Source organism: Mycobacterium sp. IDUB_5 (assembly GCF_055419565.1).
In genome coordinates this window covers 492,114-509,261 of record NZ_JBVAXX010000005.1, presented here as the reverse complement: position 1 = coordinate 509,261, position 17,148 = coordinate 492,114, and the positions used below count along the sequence as shown (strand labels likewise).

General features: G+C 65.7%; 17 protein-coding genes. 14 read left to right on the top strand and 3 right to left on the bottom strand.

The window, feature by feature from the left end; all coding sequences use genetic code 11:
- Positions 1 to 58 precede the first annotated feature (58 nt).
- Both ACZY1G_RS19240 and ACZY1G_RS19235 read right to left on the bottom strand, forming a co-directional pair.
- Entirely contained in the window at positions 59 to 1,390 is a 1,332-nt protein-coding gene (locus ACZY1G_RS19240) for a hypothetical protein (protein WP_463823332.1), read from the bottom strand.
- A complete protein-coding gene (locus tag ACZY1G_RS19235) occupies positions 1,380 to 3,446 on the bottom strand; it encodes a hypothetical protein (protein ID WP_463823331.1) in 2,067 nt (688 codons plus the stop codon). The genes ACZY1G_RS19240 and ACZY1G_RS19235 overlap by 11 nt, the downstream gene beginning before the upstream one ends.
- 59 nt (positions 3,447 to 3,505) lie before the next feature.
- Between ACZY1G_RS19235 and ACZY1G_RS19230 the strand changes: the two genes are divergently transcribed.
- From ACZY1G_RS19230 to ACZY1G_RS19205, 6 genes are all read left to right on the top strand, one after another.
- Positions 3,506 to 4,261, top strand: coding sequence for a ribonuclease T2 family protein (locus tag ACZY1G_RS19230; protein ID WP_463823330.1), 756 nt, complete (start codon positions 3,506 to 3,508; stop codon positions 4,259 to 4,261).
- A 174-nt stretch (positions 4,262 to 4,435) separates the two neighbouring features.
- On the top strand, positions 4,436 to 5,221 hold the full coding sequence (locus tag ACZY1G_RS19225; protein WP_463823329.1) for a serine hydrolase: 786 nt from the start codon (positions 4,436 to 4,438) through the stop codon (positions 5,219 to 5,221).
- A gap of 83 nt (positions 5,222 to 5,304) precedes the next feature.
- Positions 5,305 to 5,997, top strand: a complete 693-nt coding sequence (locus ACZY1G_RS19220; protein ID WP_463823328.1) for a DsbA family protein — start codon at positions 5,305 to 5,307, stop codon at positions 5,995 to 5,997.
- An 87-nt stretch (positions 5,998 to 6,084) separates the two neighbouring features.
- A complete protein-coding gene (locus tag ACZY1G_RS19215; protein WP_463823327.1) occupies positions 6,085 to 7,356 on the top strand; it encodes a L,D-transpeptidase in 1,272 nt (423 codons plus the stop codon).
- Between the two features lie 31 nt (positions 7,357 to 7,387).
- A complete protein-coding gene (locus ACZY1G_RS19210) occupies positions 7,388 to 7,804 on the top strand; it encodes a BlaI/MecI/CopY family transcriptional regulator (protein ID WP_463823326.1) in 417 nt (138 codons plus the stop codon).
- Positions 7,801 to 8,718, top strand: coding sequence for a M56 family metallopeptidase (locus ACZY1G_RS19205; protein WP_463823325.1), 918 nt, complete (start codon positions 7,801 to 7,803; stop codon positions 8,716 to 8,718). The genes ACZY1G_RS19210 and ACZY1G_RS19205 overlap by 4 nt, the downstream gene beginning before the upstream one ends.
- A 25-nt stretch (positions 8,719 to 8,743) precedes the next feature.
- Here the strand turns inward: ACZY1G_RS19205 and ACZY1G_RS19200 are convergent, their stop codons facing one another.
- On the bottom strand, positions 8,744 to 9,409 hold the full coding sequence (locus ACZY1G_RS19200; RefSeq protein WP_463823324.1) for an NADPH-dependent F420 reductase: 666 nt from the start codon (positions 9,407 to 9,409) through the stop codon (positions 8,744 to 8,746).
- Positions 9,410 to 9,669: 260 nt separating this feature from the next.
- Between ACZY1G_RS19200 and ACZY1G_RS19195 the strand changes: the two genes are divergently transcribed.
- The 8 genes from ACZY1G_RS19195 (at position 9,670) to ACZY1G_RS19160 (ending at position 17,129) form a co-directional block, all read left to right on the top strand.
- Entirely contained in the window at positions 9,670 to 10,191 is a 522-nt protein-coding gene (locus ACZY1G_RS19195) for an MSMEG_0572/Sll0783 family nitrogen starvation response protein (protein ID WP_463823323.1), read from the top strand.
- A 7-nt stretch (positions 10,192 to 10,198) separates the two neighbouring features.
- Positions 10,199 to 11,089, top strand: coding sequence for a carbon-nitrogen hydrolase family protein (locus tag ACZY1G_RS19190; RefSeq protein ID WP_463823322.1), 891 nt, complete (start codon positions 10,199 to 10,201; stop codon positions 11,087 to 11,089).
- Complete coding sequence (locus ACZY1G_RS19185; RefSeq protein WP_463823321.1) at positions 11,082 to 11,378, top strand: MSMEG_0570 family nitrogen starvation response protein; 297 nt, start codon at positions 11,082 to 11,084, stop codon at positions 11,376 to 11,378. The genes ACZY1G_RS19190 and ACZY1G_RS19185 overlap by 8 nt, the downstream gene beginning before the upstream one ends.
- Positions 11,375 to 12,652 carry an MSMEG_0569 family flavin-dependent oxidoreductase gene (locus tag ACZY1G_RS19180; RefSeq protein ID WP_463823320.1) on the top strand — a complete coding sequence of 426 codons (1,278 nt, stop codon included), beginning with the start codon at positions 11,375 to 11,377 and terminating at the stop codon, positions 12,650 to 12,652. Before ACZY1G_RS19185 ends, ACZY1G_RS19180 begins: the two co-directional genes overlap by 4 nt.
- 77 nt (positions 12,653 to 12,729) lie before the next feature.
- Complete coding sequence (locus ACZY1G_RS19175) at positions 12,730 to 13,785, top strand: MSMEG_0568 family radical SAM protein (protein WP_463823319.1); 1,056 nt, start codon at positions 12,730 to 12,732, stop codon at positions 13,783 to 13,785.
- The gene (locus tag ACZY1G_RS19170) at positions 13,785 to 15,203 is read left to right on the top strand and encodes an MSMEG_0567/sll0787 family protein (protein WP_463823419.1); all 1,419 of its coding nucleotides are present in this window, start codon (positions 13,785 to 13,787) and stop codon (positions 15,201 to 15,203) included. The genes ACZY1G_RS19175 and ACZY1G_RS19170 overlap by 1 nt, the downstream gene beginning before the upstream one ends.
- Before the next feature lie 10 nt (positions 15,204 to 15,213).
- Positions 15,214 to 16,050 (top strand): carbon-nitrogen hydrolase family protein, encoded by an 837-nt coding sequence (locus tag ACZY1G_RS19165; protein WP_463816330.1) that lies wholly within the window; start codon positions 15,214 to 15,216, stop codon positions 16,048 to 16,050.
- A gap of 2 nt (positions 16,051 to 16,052) precedes the next feature.
- Positions 16,053 to 17,129 carry an MSMEG_0565 family glycosyltransferase gene (locus tag ACZY1G_RS19160; protein ID WP_463823418.1) on the top strand — a complete coding sequence of 359 codons (1,077 nt, stop codon included), beginning with the start codon at positions 16,053 to 16,055 and terminating at the stop codon, positions 17,127 to 17,129.
- The last annotated feature ends 19 nt before the right edge of the window (positions 17,130 to 17,148 follow it).

Here is a 17,148-nt window from a genome sequence, read left to right as displayed (position 1 = left end):
CTCTCGCTGTGACCGCACTACGTGCAGGATCCGCGCCGGCTCACGGTAACACCTCGGCTCACCGAGCGTTGCGCAACTTCACCAGCGATACGAGCCCCATGTCGTAGAGCGCCGCGGGAGGAAACGTGCGGAAACCCCGCACACCGGAGATCCCCGTGCCGGATTGCACGATCTTGCGCGCAATCCGATAGTCCAGATCCTTGAGCGTCCCTCTGTCGGTGGTCGCGTCGAGCAATGCTGATACACCGGCAACGGCAAACGGATTCGTGACATCGAGCATCACGTTGGTGGCCGCGATGAGGTGGTGGATGCGTTCCGCGACAGCTTCGTCTGCGAGTGTGACTGCGGCACCATCGATTCGGGCGGCAATGCGGGCTACCAGGCGCCGAAGCCGATGAGGTCCCAGCGCCACCGTGCCGTCGAAGAGCACCGACATCCCCAGGCAGTTGATCCGGTCGCGACCTCGGTACGCCGGATCGACCTGGCACGGCCGGCCGTGGCCACTGAGTGCCGTCCGCAGGTCTTTCGAGATCTTTCTCCTGACGCCGAGCTCTCCGACGAGGACATCGATACGTCGATCTGCCTCGTGAACAGCGCTCAGGTCGGGGTGCGCTACCAGAAAATCGTCGTTGTATCGGGCATAGAACACGCCGTCGATGTCTGTGATCGCATCGTCCATCGGGACGACGGCGAGATTGCCCAGTGCGGGAACCAGTGGCGTTCCCATGGCCACGCCGTTGAGCCGAGTGAACTCGGCGCCGTCCGCGTCGCGGACGACGGGACGGACCAGCGTGGTGATGATGTTCCAGGCGGCACAACTGATCTGTCCGGACGGTGCGCCCAGGGAGGCGACCTCGCGCAGCATCCTCCACACCGCTGCGTCGGGGCCGACTGGGAGGTTGTCTCCGTATTTCTCGAAGTCCGACTGCAGTACGTACAGCGGGCCGCTGCGGGGCCCTGCGCGGCGGCGATGCTCACGCACGAACGCCGCGAATGCGCGCATTGCGGTGAGGTTGGTCAGGCCGGGGAGATAGGAGTACACGCCGGGTAGCCCGCGGCAGCGGGCATTGTGCGACAACAGTTTGAATAGCGCGGAGCCCACGACGTGGTCGACGAACGCCGCGGTGTGCGCGGTGCGACGTTTCCCGCCCGTCTCCAGGACCCACTGATCGACGGGTTGGGGTCGGTAGGTGGCGGCGGCGACGCTGGAGGCGATGGCACGGGCCAGAGCGCGACGGTCGGCTGCGGCCGCGAAGTAGGTGATGTGCGGGTGGAACTCCGCGTGTCCGAGCCCGCGTTCGGAGCGCTTGGTGTAGATCCGCAGAATCGTCTCGTCGTAGGTCGTCGGATCGATGAGTCGCCGCTCGATGTCGACGGGTTCAAGAGGCACGATCGATACCACCTTCGGGCCACTCGCCCAGGCGCCATTTCCGCAGCGTCTGCAGCCATCCACGGAACTGCTCGGGGTCGGGGTCGGGTGGAAGAACGAACAGCATTCGTACCCTGTTGTGGTGGAAGATGGGCGAAAGCCACCGTCGCGCAACCAAAACCACCAGCGCATCGTCATCGAGGCTGCGGACTGCTGCGGGTAAAGTCATCGCCAGCAGATCATGGTCGAGGCTTCGCAGAGCCTGCCGCCCACTGCGCGTGCTCACGTCGGCTGCGATACCGGCTGGGAATCTGGACAGGAACTCCGGCGTCAACGTGCGCGGATTCGTCGGTGGCTGCGGCACCCCTGTCAGGCCGGCCAACCATGTGTCGTCGACGATGCGGGTGAGCGCTGCACGACCGTCAGCAGCGGGCTGGCGCCAACACCGTCCGCGGTGGGCTGCACCACCTGTGCCATCCTGCAGCGACACATGCACCGGCGGCTCGCTCCGTGGGCCACGCTCGTAGAAGATCAACGTCGTCGCCGATGTGAAGGCCAGAGCGCCCCTGCTGTGCAGTGCCTTTCGCAACATGTCGACCGCAGCGCGGCGCTGTCGCGCCGGAATCCACTCCGGAACAGTGATCGTGCCGGCGCACACCGGTCCGGGCTCCTCGGCGAGAGCGCGAATCCAGTCCCCGAGGGGTAACTGGCTCGGTCGCGGGGGAGAGCGGTCCTGCAGGTGTTGGACGTTGATGTGAACCAGGAGCAGGACGAGCATCGCCGCAGAGAGTTCGACGAGATCGGATGCGGGGTTGATGTCGACCCACACCAGTGCGAACAGCACACCGGAGAACAGGATCGTCACGTTGAGCGCGCGGAAGCGCCCCTCGGCGAACAGTCGCATCTGGTACGTGCCGATGAAGCTGCGGGCGAGGAACAGGGGAAGCAGCGCGAGGAGAAAGGTGAGCGGCACATCGGGCAGGACGAAGACGCCTAGGGCGACAGCGAGGGCCCAGAAGTACATCGTGACCATCGGAGTGACCCAGAGCAGACGATGGAAGAACCACACGCGATACTCGCGAAGAGCCGGGATACGGCGCAGCCGAACGAAATCGAAGTAGAACACGGCGGTGGTCTCGTAGGCGCCTCGCAGCAGCGGCAACACGAGGTAGAAGAACTGGAACGCGTCGATGTCACGCCACGCCTCGAACCCGGCCGTCAGGTCATAGGAACGAGTACTGGTGCCGTAGATTCCGGCGATCGCCAACACGGCGACGGCGTCCAGGCGCAGCCCGAGACCTGCGAGCGTCGCCTCGACCGCGTGCCGCAGTGGCACGACCGGAAGGCGTTGATGCCGTTGGCGCCACCGTGGAGTCAGTCCGTTGAGTCGGTACAGACGCAGCGTGTAGTGAACGGTGATCCAGATCGACATCGCATTGGATACGACGATCGCGATGATCACCGCGGCGGTCGGATAGAACAGTGCGCCTATGCCGAGAACGCTGATCTGCGCGAGGGCCGGCGCGAACAGTGTCCACGGCGGGCGGAAGATCCGCTGCGTGGCGAACATTCCGGAGTGCAGCACCCGCAACGGAATTCGTGCGGCCAGCTCGATCAGGACCAGAAAGGCATAGAGGCGTCCGAGGGGGTCGTCACCAGATGGAGCCAACGCCAGCAGTGCGGTCGCACCGGCGACGGTCACAGCGCCCGAGGTGAGGTAGGACAACCTCAACCATGAGCCGATCTCGGTGGCGACGGCCTCGCGGTCACCGGACACCGAGAACGCGCGGAGCCGTTCGCGCATGATCTCGAGCAGACCCCACCACGCCCCGCTGACGATGAGGCTGCCCACCCGAAGGATCATCACCGTGAACGCGGCGAGTCCCCCCAGGCTGGTGAGAATGATCAGGAACTCGGCGACGTGGATGACGAACGTGATGCCGTCGACCAGAAGGGCGTATCGCAAGCGATACCAGAAGTAGCTCAACATTTTTCCAGTCAGCAAGCAGGCATACAGCGACACTGTGCGGTGGTCCTCGCGTCCCGCCCGCTCGAACCACCGGTCGATGTCGTTCACCCGGAAGTCCTCCTGTCGGCACGCTGCTGTGGGAGGCTTGCCCTGTAGAAGGGTGCACCATGGCGCGAGGCGACGTCGCCGTAATGTCGATTTCGGCTGCGCTGGTGGCGATCGTCGTCGCCGCTGTCACGTACAGCGTCGTCGTCCTCGACGCAAAGCCCGACCCGTCGGCGATGGTGACCGACGACTCTTCGAGTTGGCTCGTGCTGACGTGGGCGCCCAGCTTCTGCGTCGCCGAACCCGCCAATCCGGGATGCACCTCGGGTGACGCCCAGCGTGCGGGTGAGACGATGTTGCTCCACGGTTTGTGGCCCCAGCCGCCGGACCGACGATATTGCGGCCTGGCACCCGACGTCGAGGAGACGGCGCTGCCGCGCGTCGATCTCGATCGCGAGGTAAACCAGGTTCTGGCGGCAACGACGGTGAACTCTGCATCGCTGACCCGACACGAGTGGTACACCCACGGCACGTGCTCGGGTGTCTCTCCCGACGACTACTTCGGCGACGCCGCCACACTGACCCAGGAAGCTCGCTCAGCGTTCGATCCGATATTCCGCGATGTGGCGGGAGCTCGGTTGACCCTCAACGCACTTCGCGAACGCGTCGACGACGACCTCGGTGCTGGTGCGGGCGAGCGTGTGGGGATCGGCTGCCGCAAAGCCACCGGGACGGGATCGCTGGTCGTCGAGGTCCGGCTGTCGTTGCCGCCCGTGGTCGCACTGCGCGACGGCGATCGGTTGCGGTCGCTGCCGGAGCTCCTGCAGGCGGGCCCACCGGTGCCGGCGCAGTGCCGGCACGGCAACGTACCGGCCTGATCGGAGCGTCAGTACAGCTTCGGCGTTCGGTTGTCTCGCTCGTGCTACACATGCCTTCGTAGCCGAACATGAGGAGACGTGATGGCACTCGGTCGGACGGCGCGATCTGGTCTCCGTGCTGGGCGCGCGATGATGCGGCTGGTTCTGGCTCCGACCGTGGTCGTCCTATCGGTCATGCTGTCAACTTCGGTGAACGCTCAGCCGGCGGGCGCGAGTTCGTGTGCCTCGGCCGACCAGCAGTGCGAACTCGGGGGTCGTCTGGAGATGGCAGAGAGGTACCTGGCCGGGCGTCCTGGAACGACCGGGTTCGTGCTGCGCGATCGAGCCACCGGTGCCCGGTATCGCAATGGCGCTGCCGGAACACCCATCTGGACTGCCTCGTCGATCAAGCTGGCGATGGTGGCCGATCTGCTCGCCCGGGAGGAGTCAGGTGGGATCCGCCTGACTGCGACGGACAGGCAACAGATGACCGACATGCTGCGCCGCTCCGACAATTCGGCCGCCGACGCGCTGTGGTCTCGCTACGGAGGCCCGTCCGGCGTGTTCAACGCCGACTTCGTCCGATACGGGATGTCAAGCGTGCAGCCGCAGGCCGGCTTCGGTGACGTCTATCCCTACTGGGGCTTTCAGAAAGCGGCGGCGGACGACTTCGACGCGATCATGAATTTCGTTCTCACACGACTCGATCCGACGAACACCGCCGCGGTCGTCGCCGAGATGCAACGAGTCGTCGATGACCAACGCTGGGGAGTGTGGGGAGCCGGTGCGGGCATGACGCCCGGCAGCAAGAACGGATGGTCCTCGGAAGCGGGTGGATGGGTCGTCAACTCCGTCGGTTTCGCCGGACCGCAACAGCGCTACACCCTGGCGATCATGAACAACCTCGCGGGCGAAGGCGGCTACGACGACGGAGTGCAGACTACAACCGGTCTGAGCCAAATCCTTCTGGGCGCAATCTAGCCGACTCGGTCGTCGAGGCCACGTCGCCGCGTCCTGTAACCTACTAAGTGAAATAGTAGATCGAGCGAGGGGCGACGACGTCGATGCAGCAGAAAGCGCGGTGGTGGCTCACCGGCATCGTCGTCGTCCTGATCGTCGTCGTCGGGATAGTCGTGCTGAACGTGCGGAGTTCACCGGCGCCAGGTCGGGTCGAGGCACAGAGCCAGGCTGCAGCCGACCCGCTGCCGCGCGATTCTGCTCCACCGGGGGAAGTGGTTCGCGAGAGCAGCCGTCGGCTCAACACCGTTCCCGACAGTGACGTGACGTTCGTCGAATTCCTCGATTTCGAGTGTGAAGGGTGCAGAGCGCTGTTCCCGGTGATCGAACAGTTACGCAGTGACTACGGAGATCGTGTCAACTTCGTCATCCGGTACTTCCCGTTGCCGGGGCACTTCAACTCGGAGCGAGCCGCACGAGCAGTGGAAGCAGCTGCGCAGCAGGGCAAGTTCGAGGACATGTACAAGAAGATGTATGAGACACAACAGAGTTGGGGCGAGAAGCGCGTCCCTGCCGACGAGGTGTTCAGGGGATTCGCGGCCGATATGGGTCTCGACATGACCGCCTACGACGCTGCCTACAGCGACCCAGCGACAGCCGCTCGTGTTCAGCTCGACGTCGCCGACGGCACAGCACTCGGCGTTGCCGGCACGCCATCGTTCTTCCTCGATGGCGCTCGTCTGCAGCCGAGGAGCTATCAGGATCTGACCGACGCACTGGACAAGGCGCTCGCCAGCTGACTCTGCCGAGTTCTCGTCCGGCAGGCTGCCGGCATGAGCATCTACTATGTGGGTACGTAGATCAACAGGGTTGGCCGACACGACGGAATGCGTGGGATGCACGTGCGATACAAAGGCGGGATCGTGGCCACGAGTATTGCCCTCGCTGTGGGCGTGCTCGTCACGGTGTCCCAGAGTTCCGCGACGCGTGGTGTCACCGGGTCCGGGCAGTCGCCGGAGACCAGTGAACGCCAGCCGTCGATGCCCATCTCGATGCCCATCTCCATCGCCATCTCGCCGCCAGCTGGTGTACTGAACGTCGGAGTCGTCGGAGCGGCACAAGTGACCGCGAGGTCGGGCGCATTGACCGATGTGCGCATGCGCAACGAAACTGGTCGGCTGATCGCGGGGCGGATCATCGGTGGAGGCCGCGAGTGGGAGCCAACGGAAAAGCTCGGATACGGCCGGACGTACTCGATCGTCGCCACCGGCCGCGGCACCGACGGACGCATCGCGACCGCGGAATCGCAGTTCTCCACCCTTACGCCGCGCCAACAGGTGGCCGTGGCGTTGAGGACCACCTCTGGCGCGCAGCTGGCCGAAGGGGGAACATACGGCGTCGGAACCGTCATCGTTGCCGCGTTCGACCGACCGATCGTGGATCGAGCCGCCGCCGAACGGAGTCTGACGGTGCGGACTTCGCCGAAGGTGGAGGGGGCGTGGAACTGGATCACCGATCGCAAGGCTCATTGGCGACCTCAGAAGTATTACCCTGCCGGCACTCGTGTGTCCGTCGACGCGTCCCTATACGGAATCGATGTAGGCGGTGGGACTTTCGGCGCGGCGGACCGCACGGTCGAATTCTCCATCGGCCCCTCCAGGATCACGATCGCCGACGACGCGACCAAGCAGGTGAGCGTGTACGAAGACGGGACGCTGCGGCGCGTGATGCCCACGTCGATGGGCCGCGGAGGCACGGAAGCGGTCGGTGGCAAGACCATCGCGTTCTGGACGCAGCCCGGCGTGTACACCGTGATGGACAAGCAGAATCCGGTCTTGATGGACTCGTCCACCTACGGACTGCCGGTCGACCCGCCGTCGGGGTACAAGATCAGCGTCCCGTACGCCGTCCGCATCAGTCCCGACGGCATCTACCTCCACGAGCGGGAGGCCACGGTGTGGGCGCAAGGCACCACCAATGTCTCCGCGGGATGTCTGAATCTGAGCCTCGACAACGCGAAATGGTTCTACGAGCTGTCCAGACCCGGTGATGTGGTCGAGATCCGGAACACCGGCGGTGCACCGCTGGAGCAATGGCAGAACGGTGACTGGAGTGTGCCGTGGACGCAGTGGGTCGCCGGGAACGCTCTGCGGTCCTGAACGGTGCTGCCGTGTGGCACCCACCGCTACCATGAGCGGAAACGCAACCCAGAACGCGAGGAAAGATCAGGTGCAGCAGCGAGGATTCGGCGACCTGGAAGCTGCGGTCATGGACTGCATCTGGGCATACGACGGTGAGGTCACCGTTCGCGACATCTTCGACGAGATGACAACCCAACGAGATATCGCCTACACCACGGTGATGTCCACGATGGACAATCTGCATCGCAAAGGTTGGCTGGATCGTCGGCGCGTCGGAAAGGCGTACAGCTACTGGCCCACGATGACGCGCGAAGAGCGGTCGGCCAACCTCATGCGTGATGCGTTTCAGTCAGGCGGCGATGCCGATCTCGTGCTGAATTTCTTCCTCCGGCAGATGGACGACGACGAGGCCGCCCGGCTGCGCGCCGCGCTGCGCAAGGTCGCGCGCCGTTCCCGCACATCATGAACGCCGCGCTGTGCGTTCTTCTCTACGGAGCAGTCGTGGTGTGGTTGGCGCCGCCGCTGCTGCGCAGAGTCTCCCGCACGGCAGGCAGCCCTCGGCTGCTCATCTCCATGTGGCTGACCGCCATCGTGGTGGCGCTGGCGTCGTGGGTGGTCGGCGTGGCCGGCATGACCACGGAGGGTCTGGGTCGCCACGCGGCAGGTCCGTTGCGTCACTGCCTCGACGCGCTTCTCGCGGTCAACGATCTCGGCTGGGCGGGCCACCTCGTCGTCCTCGCGGGAAGTGCAGCCGTCCTCGCCGCCACCGTGGTGGTCGCACGCCGTCTCGTTCTGGCCATCAGCAGGTTGGTGGCAGGGAGTCGTGAGCATGCTGATGCCGCGCACATCCTCGGCACTCCATCCGGAATGCCCGGTGTCGTCGTCGTGCACAACGACTGCGCGGCCGCGTACTGCGTCGCCGGGCGCCCGGATGCCATCGTCGTCACCAGTGCAGCGGTGGCCACGCTGGCAGAGCGGGAACTCGATGCGGTGCTGGCGCATGAACGTGCACATTTGGCAGGCCGCCATCCTCAGGTGATGATGGTGCTTCGCGCGCTGGCGGGCTCGCTTCCCCGGCTGCCGTTGTTTCGGTCAGCTAGCGAGAGGGTCGGCTCACTGTTGGAGATGCGCGCCGACGACGCAGCCGTCCGGCGGCACGGCAGTGAGTCCGTTCTGGGCGGTCTCATCAGCCTTGCGGGTGCACCACGCGCATCAGGTGGGGCGCTCGGAGCAGCTGACACTGCGGTTCTCGAGCGGGCTCAGCGTCTGGCCACTCCTGCCGCGGCGCGGGCGCTTCTGGCCGAGCGCGTCGTGTCGAGCGTGACGATGATCGGACTCGTCGTGGCACCGGTGCTCATCTCCCTGGCGTGCCACCCCTGAAGAATCTGCGCCTTTCGGGCGCGATCTAGGTGCGGGCGCTCCACTCCGGTGTCCGCTCAGGAGACGCTTCGGCCAGCGCCGTCACGGTCTTCTCCACATCGAAGTCTTTGCCGTACACCGGAGTTCCGGGCTGTTGCCGCCACGATTGGGAGATCGGGCCGGCATCAACGGGGTCGAAGCCGAGATCGTCGACGATGCCGTGCACGAGGTCGCGGCCGGGGCCCTCGTCACCTGCGACCGGGAGTGCGATCCGATCGGCCACTCCGCTGGGCTTGCCGCTTTCGAGCAGATGCTTCCACCAGATGCCGTTGAAGACCTTGAAGACGGGCGCCCCGATCTGATCGGCGACCCAGGCGCTTTCGACCTGCCCGTCTTCGATGGCGGCGATCTCACCGTCGCGCTGCTGCGGGTAGTAGTTGTTGGTCTCGATCACCGGGGCGTCCGGCTTTCGCGCATCGACGATGCCGTCGGCGAGGTCCGGAACGTTCTTCTGCGGGATGCTGATGATCACCAAGTCAGCATCGCTCGCGGCGTCACGCGCCCAGACTGCGGTGGCGCCCGTCTCGGTCGCGAGGTCCGCGAGAGTCTCCGGTGATCGTGAGTTGGCGACGTACACGTCGTGACCGAGTGCTCTGAGACGGCGAGTCAGTGTTCCGCCGATCAGGCCTGCTCCGATGATTCCGATCCGCACAGTGATCCTCCTGTTTGCGTCGACCTCGTGGCGCAACGTCGGATGGGTGGGCGCTATTCCGTGGGATCGGCCGTGTTACCTACCTGTTGCGGGAAAAGGGTCGAACACGGACCGACGGAAATGCACCCGTATTCCCGTCATAACCAGTGCGCAACAGCTGAGCCGTCTAATGGCTCTCAACCGAATCGTTCTTCGGTCCACGTACCCCGGCGGATCACTGTGACCCGTCGGCAACCTCGACATCAACATCGGAGCGCCCCATGGCTTTTGACGCATCAATCGCAGACAACATCGCCACCTCGCTGGCCGAGATCCCCCATCCGTCACTGCCCAAGGGCAGCAACATCTACGGCGGCACCAAGATCTTCCCGAACTACCAGGCCGAGGAAGGGGAGAGCTACTTCACCCTCGTGCACGGCATCGCCCACGAATCGTCGGTGAGCTTCGTCGCAGTGCTGCAGGCGACCCGCGCGCTGCGCAAAGGATTCGAGTCCGCCATCTACTTCTACGGCCCCGGCGCCATCAACTGCCTGGCCACCCGCGGCTTTCCCACGACCGGTGACTCCGGTTTTCCCGGTGAGCAGAACATCAACGACGCGCTGGCCACATTCATCAAGGAGGGCGGCACCGTGTTCGCCTGCCGGTTCGGCCTGGCCCTGCACGGCGGCCGCGAAGAAGACTTGATCGAGGGTGTCATCCCTGCACATCCCCTGGACGTGCAGGATGCCCTCATCTACTACGCTCGCAAGGGCGCCATCATCAACTCCACCTACATGGTGTGACGACGAAATGACCACTATTGCAGCGGCTTCCGCGAACTTCACCCGGGATCTGGAACAGAACTACGCTCTGATCACGTCGCTGGTCGACGAGGCTCGCGACCGTGGGGTCGATTTCCTGGCGCTGCCCGAAGCGGCCATCGGGGGGTACCTGTCGTCACTGGGGAACCATGGGGACACCGTAAAGACCACCACTCGCTCGCTGCCGCCGGCCATCCGTGTCGACGGACCCGAGATCCGTCGGGTGCAGCAGCTCGCCGGTGATCTGGTCGTGGCTATCGGATTCTGCGAACTCTCCGATGACGGCGAAAACCGTTACAACGCAGCGGCTCTGCTCGATGGCGGCACGGTGTACGGGGTGTATCGCAAGGTGCATCAGCCGTTGGGGGAGGGCATGTCCTACTCGGCGGGAGATCGCTACGACGTCTGGGACACCCCGGCCGGTCGGATCGGACTACAGATATGCTACGACAAAGCGTTTCCCGAGGCGGCACGAATGATGGCCCTCGACGGCGCACAGATCATCGCCAGCCTCTCTGCGTGGCCGGCGGCCCGCACAGCGACCGCTGAGAATCTGCAGGAGGACCGCTGGACGTACCGGTTCAACCAGTTCGACATCGCCCGCGCCCTGGACAACCAGGTGTTCTGGGTGGCTGCCAACCAGAGCGGTACCTTCGGGTCGTTGCGCTACGTCGGCAACGCCAAAGTGGTCGACCCGGGCGGCAACATCCTCGCCACGACGCTGCTCGGCAGCGGTATGGCAGTGGCGGAGGTCGATATCGACGCGACCTTCCGCACGATGCGCGCCGGCATGTTCCACCTGCGTGACCGCAGGCCCGACGTCTACGGTCCGCTGACCGACACCGAGACAGCGAAGTGGGCGGGGCTGGCCCATGCCTGAGATGACGTTCGACATCCGTTGGCCAGACGGCTCCACGCAGTCGTGCTATTCCCCGAGCCTGGTGATGTACGACTTCCTGACCGCGGGCGAGCGCTACACCGTCAGCGACTTGCTGAACCGTGTAGGTGTGGCGCTTCAGGAGGCCAGCGACAGAGTGCGCGCCAAGTACGGGTTCGCGTGCACGTCGGCATCGGCCACCAAGGAGCAGATCGTGCATGCCGGCAGCCGGTTTCCCGCCGACGCAGAGGTCGTCATCACCGAAATGCGTCCTGCATCGGGGTGGGCATGACAACCCCGCCGCATGTGCCGGTCGCCATCATCGGCGGCGGGCAAGCCGGGTTGTCGGTCAGCTGGTACCTGAATCGAGTCGGCATCGACCATGTGGTGCTCGAAGCCGCCACCCCGGTGCACGCCTGGGCCGACAGTCGTTGGGACAACTTCACCCTGGTCACTCCAAACTTGCACTGCAAACTGCCCGGCTACACCTACGACGGTCCGGATCCCGATGGCTTCATGACCCGCGACGAGGTGGTGGCCTGGCTGCACGGCTGGTTGGAGACGTTCGACGCGCCGCTGCGAACCCACACCCGGGTCACCAGGTTGGCGCAGCGACTGGACAGTGGATTCGAGCTCACCCTCCAGACTCCCAGCGGGACAGAGATTCTGACGTGTGAGAACGCGGTGATCGCCACGGGCGGATACCCGCTGCCGGTCATACCGGCCTACGCCGCGTCACTGGCCGAGGGCGTCACTCAGTTCCACTCTGAGCAGTACCGCAACGCCGATCAACTGCCCGACGGCGCGGTGCTGGTCGTGGGGACCGGACAATCGGGAGCGCAGATTGCCGAGGATCTCCACCTCGCCGGCCGCCAGGTGCACCTCGCCGTGGGGAGCGCACCTCGCGTCGCACGGTTCTACCGCGGCCGTGACTGCATGACGTGGCTTTCCGACATGGGGCTCTACGACCGAGCTGCGCAACAGTATCCGGGTGGAAAAGCCGCGATCGAGAAGACCAATCACTACGTGACAGGACGAGACGGTGGCCGCGATGTGGATCTGCGGCAGTTCGCCTTGGAGGGCATGAAGCTCTACGGGGCGCTGTCCGACGGCAAGGACACCTTGCTGTGCTTCGAGCCCACCCTGCGGGCTGCCCTCGACCATGCCGACGCCGTCTACAACTCGATCTGCTCGGACATCGACGCCTACATCGAACGCGAGGGCATCACCGCGCCGCCGGCCACCCGCTATGAGCCAGTATGGGAGCCCGAGGCAGAGCCCACCACACTGGATGTGGCCGCCGAGAACGTCACCAGCATCGTGTGGGCCATCGGCTACCGGCCGGACTACCGGTGGATAGAGGCCAGCGCGTTCGACGGTGGTGGCCGGCCGATGCAGACTCGTGGGGTCACATCGGTGCCGGGGCTGAGCTTCGTCGGTCTGCCGTGGATGCACACGTGGGGATCGGGCCGGTTCCTCGGCATCGACCGCGATGCCTCGCACATCGCCGCCACCATCATCAGCGGCTACCACGAGTCAGTGCTACGACTCGCCGTCGGGAGCTGACGCCATGACATCCGCACCTACGGCACATCGACGTGCCTTCCACGCACAGAAGACCGCACGAGCGTAGGAGGCATTTCATGACTGTATCCACCCGAGTTGATCTTGCGCTGTTGGGTTTTCGGGGCACACCACCCGTGAGTCGCACGGCGGGTGCCGGGCCCAGTGCTGACGGTCACCTGGTCATCGACGGCCTCAATGCCGCCATTCCACGTAACCCGGACAGTCCCTTCGTCTTCGACGGAACGCGAGTGATGCTCGACGGTGAGGACACCGGGCTGGACGTCGAGGTGGTGACTCGGCCACGGTTCTATGACCTGTGCACGGTCGACGGTGTGCCCTACGAGAAGCTGGCCCGCCTGCACGGCCGCGACGTGCTGGCCACCACTGTGGTTCAGACATGCATCCGGTACGCCGAAGACCAGCGGTGCCGGTTCTGCACGATCGAGGAATCGCTGCGAACGGGGGCCACCACTGCGGTGAAACGGCCCTCTGAGCTGGCCGAGGTGGCCGCTGCGGCCGTGCGTCTGGATGGCGTCACCCAGATGGTGATGACGACCGGCACATCGGCGGGCAGCGACCGCGGTGCTCGCCACCTGGCCCGCTGTGTCCGTGCGGTCAAGGGTGCGGTGCCGTCGCTGCCCATCCAGGTGCAGTGCGAGCCGCCTGCGGACCTGGAGGTGTTGACCGAACTGCGCGAGGCCGGCGCCGACGCCATCGGCATCCACATCGAATCGCTCGACGACGAGGTCCGGAAACGATGGATGCCCGGCAAAGCCCAGGTCACTGTCGAGCGCTATCGGGAGGCCTGGCGTGAGGCGGTACGGGTATTCGGGCGCAACCAGGTGTCGACCTACCTGCTCGTCGGACTCGGGGAAGACCCGCAGGAGTTGATCGGTGGCGCAGCAGAACTGATCGACATGGGGGTGTACCCGTTCGTCGTCCCGTTCCGTCCGCAGTCTGGATCGCTTGCCGTCGACGTCGATGGTGCTTGTGCCCCAGAGGCATCGGTGGTCGAGAAGGTCAGCCGCGAAGTCGCCCTGATGCTGCAGTCAGCCGGCATGACAGGAGCCGACCAGCGGGCGGGGTGCGCCGCATGCGGAGCGTGCAGCGTCCTGCAGAACCTGGGGGCGTGATGATCCCGTTCGCAGCGAGCGCGCACGCCCCTGTAGGACTGTCGATCCTGTCCGGCACGCCGCGCCCGGCAGCTCCGTTCCTGATCACCCCGGCGTCGAGCTCGTCAGAGATCACGGCTTACCGGCACCTGCGCCGAGAAGAGTTCGTCTCCGCTCAAGGCCTGTTCACGGGTTCCGACCGCGACGACATCGACGACGATCCACGCACAGTCGTCCTGCTGGCCACCGCCCCCGATGGGAGTGTGCTCGGGGGAGTGCGGCTGGCCCCGGCCACCGACCCCGACATCGGATGGTGGACCGGCAGCAGGCTGGTGGTCCACCCCGGCGTTCGGTCCGACGGTGTAGGGCCCGCGCTGGTGCGGGCGGCCTGCGCCCATGCCGAGTCGGCCGGCGTGCTGCGATTCGAGGCGACCGTGCAACGGCGGTACTCCCGGTTGTTCGAGAGCCTGGGATGGCATCTCGTCGGTGGGCGGGTGGTCGCCGGACAGGAGCACGCCTGGATGCGATGGCCGATCACATCGATCCAACGAGTCGCCACCGCCACCAAGTCGTTTCTCGGTGATGCGTTGGCGCCCCTACGAACTGTGCCGGGAGCACTCGGGCCCGCGGGTTTCGTCGGTGACGACGGCGTGCCGGTGCCGGGAAGCGACCTGATTGCCGCGTGCGACGCGATCATCCCGTCCATGGTGGAACGGGACCCTGAATGGGCCGGCTGGTGTTCGGTTCTGGTCAACGTCAACGATCTGACCGCCATGGGAGCGCGCCCGATCGGTCTCCTCGATGCTGTGGGCGCTCCTACCCGGGCCCTGCTCGACAAGGTGATCGCCGGCGTCGCCCGGGCGTCGGCGGCCTGGCAGGTACCGGTTCTCGGCGGACACACCCAGCTCGGTGTGCCGGCAGCCCTGTCCGTCACTGCGCTGGGACGCAGCAGTGCCCCCGTTCGAGCCGGAGGAGCCGCAGTGGGGGACACGGTGCGGTTGACCGCAGACACCTCGGGTCGATGGCGGCCGGGATATCACGGGCGGCAGTGGGATTCGGCCGGCAGACGCAGTAGCGCCGACCTGGTGGCCATGACGGGCCTGGTGGCGCAGGCGTCGCCGAAGTCGGCGAAAGACGTGAGTATGGCCGGCATCGCCGGCACCCTCGGCATGATGGCCGAAGCGTGCGGCACCGGAGCGGAGATCGACGTTGCGTCGGTCCCTCGGCCCACTGATGCGGCGATGGGGGACTGGCTGACCTGCTTCCCGGGGTACGGGATGCTGACCGCGGGACCGCAGTCGGTGCACGCCCCGCCCGCCGGCGTCGACAGCGCCGAATGCGGTGTGCTGACAGCCGAACCCGGCGTGCGGCTGCGGTGGCCCGACGGAATGGTGACGAACGCGCTCGCGCCTGCGGTGACGGGGCTGGGGCCGTCGTAGGCTACAGCCGATGACATCGGTGACCCTGGCTGCGGTGGCCGCGCACTTCGGGCGCGACCTCCCTCGCTGTGTCGAGAAAGTCGTCGGCATCATCGCATCCGCCCGACAGGACGGCGTCGATCTGCTTGTCCTGCCCGACGCGTGCCTGGGTGGGTACATCGGCGACTTCCGTGCCCCCGACCCGGCGGACCCGCCGCCTGCGCTCGATCCTGACGGTCCCGAGATCGCCGACGTCATCGCCGCGGCAGGGCCGATGACCGTCTGCTTGGGATATGCGGAGGCAGCCGCCGGTGGCGGCCGGTACAACGCCGCCATCTGCGTCACCGGCGACGGCGTCCTGGGCACCTATCGCAAGGTGCACCAGCCGGCAGGCGAATCACTGACCTACCTTGCAGGTGAGGACTTTTCGGCATTCGACACCCCTGTGGGGAGACTCGGGATGTTGATCGACTACGACAAGACCTTCCCGGAAGCGGCGCGCACCCTGGCGGCCGAAGGCGCGCACGTCATCGCCGCTCTGTCGGCGTGGCCGGCCAGTATCACCGATCGCGCCTCTCGGCTGCCCGCCGACCGTCAGTCACGTCTGTTCGACTTGTACGATTGCGCTCGCGCCGCCGAGAACCAGGTGGTGTTGGTGTCGTCCAATCAGACTGGTGTGATGGGCAATCTGCGTTTCCTCGGTCAGGCCAAGGTGGTGGGGCCGGGCGGGGACATTCTGGCGACCACCCGAGCAAAAGGGGGGCTCGCGAAGGCGGAGATCGACGTGGACGCCGAGATCAGTCGCGCCCGCAAGGTGCTCAACCACCTCGCGGAACTGCGCCCGGACACCTACCGGAGCGGGTCGTGACGATGCGTGTCGCCCTGCTGACGTACTCGACCAAACCGCGCGGCGGTGTGGTGCACACGCTGAACCTGGCCGAAGCGCTGGCGCACCGCGGGGTCGATGTGACGGTGTGGTCGTTGGCGCGCGCCGGTGATCGCGGCTTCTTCCGTGCCGTCGATCCTGCCGTGACCGTCAATCTCGTCGAGTTCACCGATCTGCCCGGCGACACCGTCACCGATCGGATCGTGCGTTCGATCGCGACACTGCGAGACGCGTTCTGTGCGAATGATTTCGACATCGTGCACGCGCAGGACTGCATCAGCGCCAATGCGGTGGGGCGGTGTATCCGCACGATCCACCATCTCGACCAGTTCACGACCCCCGTCCTCGCCGAATGCCACGAGCGCGCCATCGTCGAGCCATACGCCCGGATCTGTGTCTCACAGGCGGTGGCCGACGAAGTCCGCGCCTGCTGGGGTCTGTCGCCGACGGTGATACCCAATGGTGTTCAAGCGCAACGGTTCATCGATGCATCACACGATGTGGCGGCGCAGCAACGGTGGCACGCAGAGCTCGGTCGGTATGTCCTGGCGGTCGGGGGGATCGAGCCCCGCAAAGGGACGGTAGATCTGGTCGAGGCGATGGCTGTGCTTCGGGCGCATGAACCGACAGTCTCGCTGGTGATCGCTGGTGGTGAAACGCTTTTCGACTATCGCGACTACCGGTCCGCATACGACGAGCGCTGCGCTGAACTGGGCGTCTCCCCAGTGATCCTCGGTACCGTCGAGAACGACGCACTACCGAGTCTGGTGGCCGCATGCGAGGTGTTCGCCTTCCCGTCCACCAAGGAGGGGTTCGGTCTGGCCGCCATGGAGGCGTTGGCCGCGGGCAGACCCGTGGTGGCACGGGACCTTCCCGTTCTGCGTGAAGTGTTCGGAAGTACCGTGACCTACGCGTCCGAACCGGTGGGTTTCGCCACTCGGCTCCTGGAAGCAATCGCCACACCACCCGACGCGGCGCCGGGTCGTGCGTTGGCGTCGAGCATGACGTGGGACGCCGCGGCTGCCGCGCATGTCGACTTCTATCGGCGTGCGGCATCATGATGGTGGACGTGACGTCCAC

Bases quoted from the DNA above. Each gene is read 5' to 3' on its own strand.
- ACZY1G_RS19160 (WP_463823418.1), top strand. From the start codon at position 16,053: ATGCGTGTCGCCCTGCTGACGTACTCGACCAAACCGCGCGGCGGTGTG.
- ACZY1G_RS19230 (WP_463823330.1), top strand. From the start codon at position 3,506: ATGGCGCGAGGCGACGTCGCCGTAATGTCGATTTCGGCTGCGCTGGTG.
- ACZY1G_RS19170 (WP_463823419.1), top strand. From the start codon at position 13,785: ATGATCCCGTTCGCAGCGAGCGCGCACGCCCCTGTAGGACTGTCGATC.
- ACZY1G_RS19185 (WP_463823321.1), top strand. From the start codon at position 11,082: ATGCCTGAGATGACGTTCGACATCCGTTGGCCAGACGGCTCCACGCAG.
- ACZY1G_RS19205 (WP_463823325.1), top strand. From the start codon at position 7,801: ATGAACGCCGCGCTGTGCGTTCTTCTCTACGGAGCAGTCGTGGTGTGG.
- ACZY1G_RS19165 (WP_463816330.1), top strand. From the start codon at position 15,214: ATGACATCGGTGACCCTGGCTGCGGTGGCCGCGCACTTCGGGCGCGAC.
- ACZY1G_RS19175 (WP_463823319.1), top strand. From the start codon at position 12,730: ATGACTGTATCCACCCGAGTTGATCTTGCGCTGTTGGGTTTTCGGGGC.
- ACZY1G_RS19215 (WP_463823327.1), top strand. From the start codon at position 6,085: ATGCGTGGGATGCACGTGCGATACAAAGGCGGGATCGTGGCCACGAGT.
- ACZY1G_RS19225 (WP_463823329.1), top strand. From the start codon at position 4,436: ATGCTGTCAACTTCGGTGAACGCTCAGCCGGCGGGCGCGAGTTCGTGT.
- ACZY1G_RS19195 (WP_463823323.1), top strand. From the start codon at position 9,670: ATGGCTTTTGACGCATCAATCGCAGACAACATCGCCACCTCGCTGGCC.
- ACZY1G_RS19190 (WP_463823322.1), top strand. From the start codon at position 10,199: ATGACCACTATTGCAGCGGCTTCCGCGAACTTCACCCGGGATCTGGAA.
- ACZY1G_RS19220 (WP_463823328.1), top strand. From the start codon at position 5,305: ATGCAGCAGAAAGCGCGGTGGTGGCTCACCGGCATCGTCGTCGTCCTG.
- ACZY1G_RS19180 (WP_463823320.1), top strand. From the start codon at position 11,375: ATGACAACCCCGCCGCATGTGCCGGTCGCCATCATCGGCGGCGGGCAA.
- ACZY1G_RS19210 (WP_463823326.1), top strand. From the start codon at position 7,388: ATGAGCGGAAACGCAACCCAGAACGCGAGGAAAGATCAGGTGCAGCAG.